The sequence below is a fragment of the Commensalibacter sp. A3DC genome, assembly GCF_047307945.1.
GTDB lineage: Bacteria > Pseudomonadota > Alphaproteobacteria > Acetobacterales > Acetobacteraceae > Commensalibacter > Commensalibacter melissae.
This window is the reverse complement of record NZ_JAXOQA010000084.1, coordinates 1-5,714: the sequence shown is the minus strand read 5'-3', so window position 1 is coordinate 5,714 and position 5,714 is coordinate 1. Positions and strand designations below refer to the sequence as shown.

The 5,714-nt window shown below is 40.7% G+C and carries 6 protein-coding genes; 2 read left to right on the top strand and 4 right to left on the bottom strand.

Annotation, left to right across the window (positions count from 1 at the left end; all coding sequences use genetic code 11):
- Positions 1-271: 271 nt before the first annotated feature.
- Positions 272-1,279, top strand: a complete 1,008-nt coding sequence (gene bioB / locus U0839_RS08175) for a biotin synthase BioB (protein ID WP_155565987.1) — start codon at positions 272-274, stop codon at positions 1,277-1,279.
- A gap of 50 nt (positions 1,280-1,329) precedes the next feature.
- Here the strand turns inward: bioB and U0839_RS08170 are convergent, their stop codons facing one another.
- Positions 1,330-3,552 carry a heavy metal translocating P-type ATPase gene (locus U0839_RS08170; protein ID WP_155565988.1) on the bottom strand — a complete coding sequence of 741 codons (2,223 nt, stop codon included), beginning with the start codon at positions 3,550-3,552 and terminating at the stop codon, positions 1,330-1,332.
- Between the two features lie 109 nt (positions 3,553-3,661).
- On the opposite strand from U0839_RS08170, the gene U0839_RS08165 reads away from it, so the two are divergent.
- Positions 3,662-3,853, top strand: a complete 192-nt coding sequence (locus tag U0839_RS08165) for a heavy-metal-associated domain-containing protein (RefSeq protein ID WP_155565989.1) — start codon at positions 3,662-3,664, stop codon at positions 3,851-3,853.
- 37 nt (positions 3,854-3,890) lie between these two features.
- On the opposite strand, the gene U0839_RS08160 is transcribed toward U0839_RS08165, so the two are convergent.
- The 3 genes from U0839_RS08160 to U0839_RS08150 are packed head-to-tail and all read right to left on the bottom strand — an operon-like array spanning position 3,891 to position 5,674.
- The gene (locus U0839_RS08160) at positions 3,891-4,523 is read right to left on the bottom strand and encodes a phosphoribosylanthranilate isomerase (RefSeq protein ID WP_155565990.1); all 633 of its coding nucleotides are present in this window, start codon (positions 4,521-4,523) and stop codon (positions 3,891-3,893) included.
- Between the two features lie 4 nt (positions 4,524-4,527).
- On the bottom strand, positions 4,528-5,229 hold the full coding sequence (pyrF, locus tag U0839_RS08155; RefSeq protein ID WP_155565991.1) for an orotidine-5'-phosphate decarboxylase: 702 nt from the start codon (positions 5,227-5,229) through the stop codon (positions 4,528-4,530).
- Between the two features lie 52 nt (positions 5,230-5,281).
- On the bottom strand, positions 5,282-5,674 hold the full coding sequence (locus U0839_RS08150; RefSeq protein WP_155565992.1) for a LapA family protein: 393 nt from the start codon (positions 5,672-5,674) through the stop codon (positions 5,282-5,284).
- Positions 5,675-5,714: the final 40 nt, after the last annotated feature.

Genomic DNA, 5,714 nt, shown 5'->3' with positions numbered 1-5,714 from the left:
TAATAATTTTGCAAAATTTTTAGGAGATATTTCATATTCTATTTACCTAATTCATCCTATTTGGATAAATATCTGTTCAAAATATTTTCATTTACATACCACAAAAGGAATTAATATCGTCATTTATATATTTTGCATATTAACATCTGCATATATAATTTATCAATTTGTTGATAAACCTTGCCTACAACTTCTACGATACAAAAATAATACTTAAAACCAATTTTCAGTAATCTCGTAAAATTATTTATGATAAATTAAGGACTTATATATGCCGCTTAAAAGAGATTTCTCAACAACGATTTTTAATAATTTTCCGATTCGTCACGACTGGACCAAGGAGGAAATTGCTTCTTTGTTTCAGCTCCCGTTGCCCGAGCTTATTTACCAAGCACAAACTGCCCACCGATTAAATTTCGATCCAACACAAATTCAGGTTTCAACCTTGCTCTCGATCAAAAGTGGAGGATGTCCCGAAGACTGTGCTTATTGTCCACAAAGTGCAAAACATGAAGAAAAAATTAAGGCAGACCGTCTCATGTCCGTTGAAAAAGTGCTTGAAAAAGCACGAGCTGCCAAAGCGGAAGGTGCGACACGTTTTTGTATGGGTGCCGCCTGGCGTTCCCCGAAAGATCACGATCTCGAGACCGTTTGTGCTATGATAGAAGGCATTAAAAATCTTGGGCTGGAAACATGCGTAACCTTAGGAATGCTTAATCTGGAACAAACTGAAAAACTTAAAAACGCTGGGCTGGATTATTATAATCATAATCTTGATACTTCTGAAGAACATTATGAAAAGATCATCTCAACCCGTACATATCAGGATCGTCTGGATACCCTCGCTTTTGTTCGTGATGCCGGTATCAAAGTATGTTGTGGGGGTATTCTCGGAATGAATGAAGATGAAGCAGACCGTGTCAGCATGATTGCAACCCTTGCCAATTTACCCAGACATCCGGAAAGCGTGCCTATCAATATGCTTATCCGCGTCAAAGGAACACCTTTGGGTAACGCAGACCCCATAGATCCCATTGATTTTATTCGTACAATTGCTGTCGCCCGAATCACGATGCCTGAAAGCTATGTCCGATTGGCAGCCGGCAGAACGGAGATGAGTAATGAAATGCAGACCTTGTGCTATCTGGCTGGAGTCAATTCTATTTTTCTGGGTGAACGTTTGCTAACCTGTCCCAATCCAGAAAAAAGCAGTGATTTGACCTTATTCAACAAATTAGGACTGCAAATTGCCAACCAGCAAAACCGGGCCATATCCTAAATTAACAACACTACTATAAGAATTAAGATTTTGAATTTTGGAAATCTTATCTAGATTCTTGCTTTCCAGCGTAATAACCTTAAAGCGTTCATAACAACACATACGCTACTTAAAGCCATGGCTCCCCCTGCAATAGCCGGATTTAAAAATCCGAGCATTGCCAAAGGAATACCGGTAATATTATAGATAAACGCCCAAAACAACCCTTCCTTGATACGCTGACGAGTTCTTTTGGCAATATCCAACGTATCAGCGACCAATTCAGGATTATTCCGCATCAATACGATCCCAGCCACCTCGGCCGCCACATCCGTTCCCTCGCCCATTGCAATGGCAAGATCCGCCTCTGCCAAGGCCGGAGCATCATTTATTCCATCTCCAACCATGGCAATTGACTGATGATCGATACCCTTTGAACCATGTTTCTTGATAAACTGTTGTTTATCTTCTGGTGTCAGATTCGCTTTAACGTCATCTATTCTCAATATATTACCAATTTTTTTGGCGACAGCTTCATTATCCCCCGTCAACATAATTGATTGGATTGAATGCTCTTTCAATCGTCGAACCGCCTCTACCGAACCAGACCGTACATGATCCTCAAAAGCTACAATACCCAATAAACGATAGGAATCTTGCATCTTCTCAAGAAGCCAGGATAAAGTTGATGATCGAATTTCTGACGGCACATCAGGAATTTTACACCCATGCGATTCAACCATCCGCTGATTGCCCAATAAGAAAACCCGTTCTTTTATCTTTCCCATGACACCACGTCCCTGTTCTTTTATAACCCGGAATTCTTCTGGTTGTTTTAAAGAAATAGTATAAGAGGAGGCTTCAGATAGCAGTGCCTTTGCCAAGGGATGTTCGCTTGATAAAGACAAACTGGCTGCATGATAGAGAATTTCTTTTTTTGAAAAATCGGATAAGGAAACAATTGAAACGACTGACAGTTTTCCTTCTGTTAAGGTTCCTGTTTTATCAAATGCCACCTTTTTGACATGCACCGCTCTCTCTAAAGTTTCAGCATCACGAATTAAAATACCAGAACGAGCTGCTGCCCCGCATCCAGTGGCTAAAGCTGTCGGCGTTGCCAAACCCAATGCACAAGGACAGGCAATCACCAATACGGCAGCGGCATGCATTAACCCTATTACAAAAAGACCGTTTATCAACCACCAACCCAGAAAGGTTAATAATGCTAGAATAATAACAACAGGTACAAAAATACTGCTTATCCGATCCACCATTTTTTGGATTGGCGCCTTGGAGGCTTGTGCATTTTCAACCAATTGGATAATAGCGGACAATCTTGTCTGTCTCCCGGTTTTTTCAACCTTAATTGATAAACGCCCATTATCATTTAATGAACCACCAGTAACTTTATCCCCAATTTTTTTCTCGATTGGCAGGCTTTCCCCAGTCAGCATCGACTCATCAACCGCACTTTCACCCTGTATGACCACACCATCACAAGGAATTGTTTCACCTGGACGAACAACAACCTGATCACCAACCATTAATTGATCGAGGGGAACTGATATTTCTTTGTCATCAACAAGTTTACAAGCTGTATCAGGACGCAGAGCCTGTAATGCCCTAATTGAATCAGCGGCTTTATATCTTGCCCGCTTTTCCAACCAGTGTCCCAGTAAAATAAAGGTTATAATCAATGAGGCGCTTTCATAATAAAGATCAGGCTCAACCTTGCAATAACCCAACAACCAGGAAAGCAATAAACATGTGCTCAGAATCCAGGCGGTACCTGAACCAAGTATCACCAGCAAATCCATATTTCCATTTCCTGATTTTACCGCACGATAAGCAGCAATATAAAATGGTTTTCCCAACCAGAATTGCACAGGAGTTGCCAATAAAAACTGAACCCAGCCTGGAAGCATCCAATGATGGTTGAAACCGCCAGCAATCATTGAACCCAATAATGGTGCGGAAAATAAGGCCGCGATAATCCAATGATATAAATCCTTTTCATCACGATCCCCATTCAGGTTGATAGCTGCATGACCGGGATCAAGCCATTCCGCATGATAACCAGCCTTTGTGACAGCCGTCTCAATCTCAGCAATTAAATTTTGTTGTTGGATAGCTGGTTTAGGAATTACCCTGGCCTGTTCCAATGTCAGATTCACATTGACATCTTCAACTCCTGCAACACGCTTAATGACTTTCTCAACACGTCTGACACAAGATGCACATGTCATTCCACGAATTACAAAATCAATTTCTTTATTTTCCAATGCTGCAGACATGATCGACCAATCCTACACTTTATCGGTATGCAAATAAGAATTAGTATAAAATATAAAACATGCTATAATAATCAACTTTCATAGTCATTAACTAAATAGGATTTTCATCATGAAAATATATCATGTCGAAGGAATGACATGTCAACATTGTGTCCACGCTGTAAAAGAAGCCGTTGAAGCCCTTCCAGATGTTCAGGAGGCCAATGTCGACTTGAAAACCGGAACATTAAAAATCACCGGTTCGGTCAATGAGAATGAACTCAAAAAAGCGATTGAAGAGGAAGGATACACACTCTCTTGAAATAATCCCATAATGGGCATTTCAGGTTCAATAATAATTATTCGCAATTATATTCTTGTCTGGCATTTTTTACAAAATGTTGAATTAGGATTGGATCCTTTTTCCCCAATACAGATTCAACCCCTGATGAGACATCAATTGCCTCTGCACCTGACTGCTGAATGGCTTCTTGCACATTATCGGGCGTTAATCCACCTGCCAGCAACCATGGCTTTGCCGGATTCCAGTTTTTAGTCAGGGACCAATCAAACTTGCGTCCATTACCGCCCGGTCTTGTATCCGATTCATAAAATGGCGCCTCAATCACTATTCCATCAACCTGGCAAGGTTCAAGCAAATCATCACGCGTTTTAACCCCCTTTGCCAACCAAACTGGCAGACCGATTTCCTCTCGAATAATTGCCGCCTGCTTGTCAGAACAATAAAGTTGCAGAATATCCAGCCGAACCTTGTCAAGAATTCTTTTTATATCATCTAATTTTGGCCTAACAAACAAACCAACCCTTAACAGACCTTCCTTACCATAATCAGGCAACTGTCTCGCTTGGGTAACAGATAAAAAACGCGGAGATGCTGGATAAAAAACCAATCCCACCCAATTGACCCGTAATTTTAACAATAAATCACAAGTCGCCGTTTCTCTTACACCACATATCTTGATAGAAACCATAAAATTAATCTTGTAACTGACAAATGATTTCCTCAGCAACCTGTTGTGGATTAGCTGACTGTGTTATTGGCCGACCCACTACAATCCAATTTGCACCCGCCTTATGTGCCAACGCGGGTGTCATGATTCGCTTTTGATCATCTGTTTTGGCATTTTCCAACCTTATTCCCGGCACCACCAATACAACTTTATCTCCATAAATCTTACGCAAAGTTGCAACTTCCTCAGATGAACAAACAAGACCATCGACACCAGCGTCCAAAGCCATTCCTGCCAGTTTCATTACTTGTTCAAGAGGTGTCGTATGAAGATTTACACTATTTAAATTCTCCTGATCCATACTGGTCAGAACCGTAACCCCAAGTAATAACGGTTTCTGATTATCAGGAAAATTGACATCTATTGCCTTACGTGCGGCTTTAATCATGTCTTTTCCGCCCAACGTATGAATAGTCAACATGGCTGGTTTTACAGAAACCAAACTGGCAATTGCGGATGCAACGGTATTGGGAATATCATGCAGTTTCAGATCAAGAAAAACTTGCCGACCCCTAGCCAGTTTCCTTACCGCATCAAATCCGCAAGCGTAGGTAAACTCCATACCTATTTTAATCATTTGCCCTGTTAAATCAGCAATTTGAGCCCATTGCTCAGCCAAATCATAATCTTTTGTGTCAATCGCAAGAATCAAGCCGGTTTTTGTCATTATTTTTCTTAAGTGATCTATCAATTATTTATTATAATATGTGGAAATAAATCTATTCTTCTGAATTCTGTTGCGAAGGTTCAACCCCGGCAGGGGAAAAGGCAGACGTTGCTGTTGGAACTGGGGCCCCATTCTGTCCTGTTCCCTGCTGCGTTGTATTCTGTTGAGTCAGGGCTATATACTGGGCCCGCAATTCATTTAACTGTGTTTCCAAATCACGTATCTTCTGTTCTGCCTTTCTGGCTCTTTTCCATTGACTGACCAAGGAGGTGAAAACTGTTAAAGCTCCTATCGCAAAAGAAATGATTCCAGCCAGCAATACAATCATTCCAACAGAACTTTGCCAATTAGCAGAAAAGAAATTCATTGGCACAGGCGTCATATTTAACAAGAAAAAGATAATTAAAAGTACCAGGAATGGTACAACGATAATTAATCGCAACACGATATGATCTCCCTAACCCAACCATAATCAAACATTATGA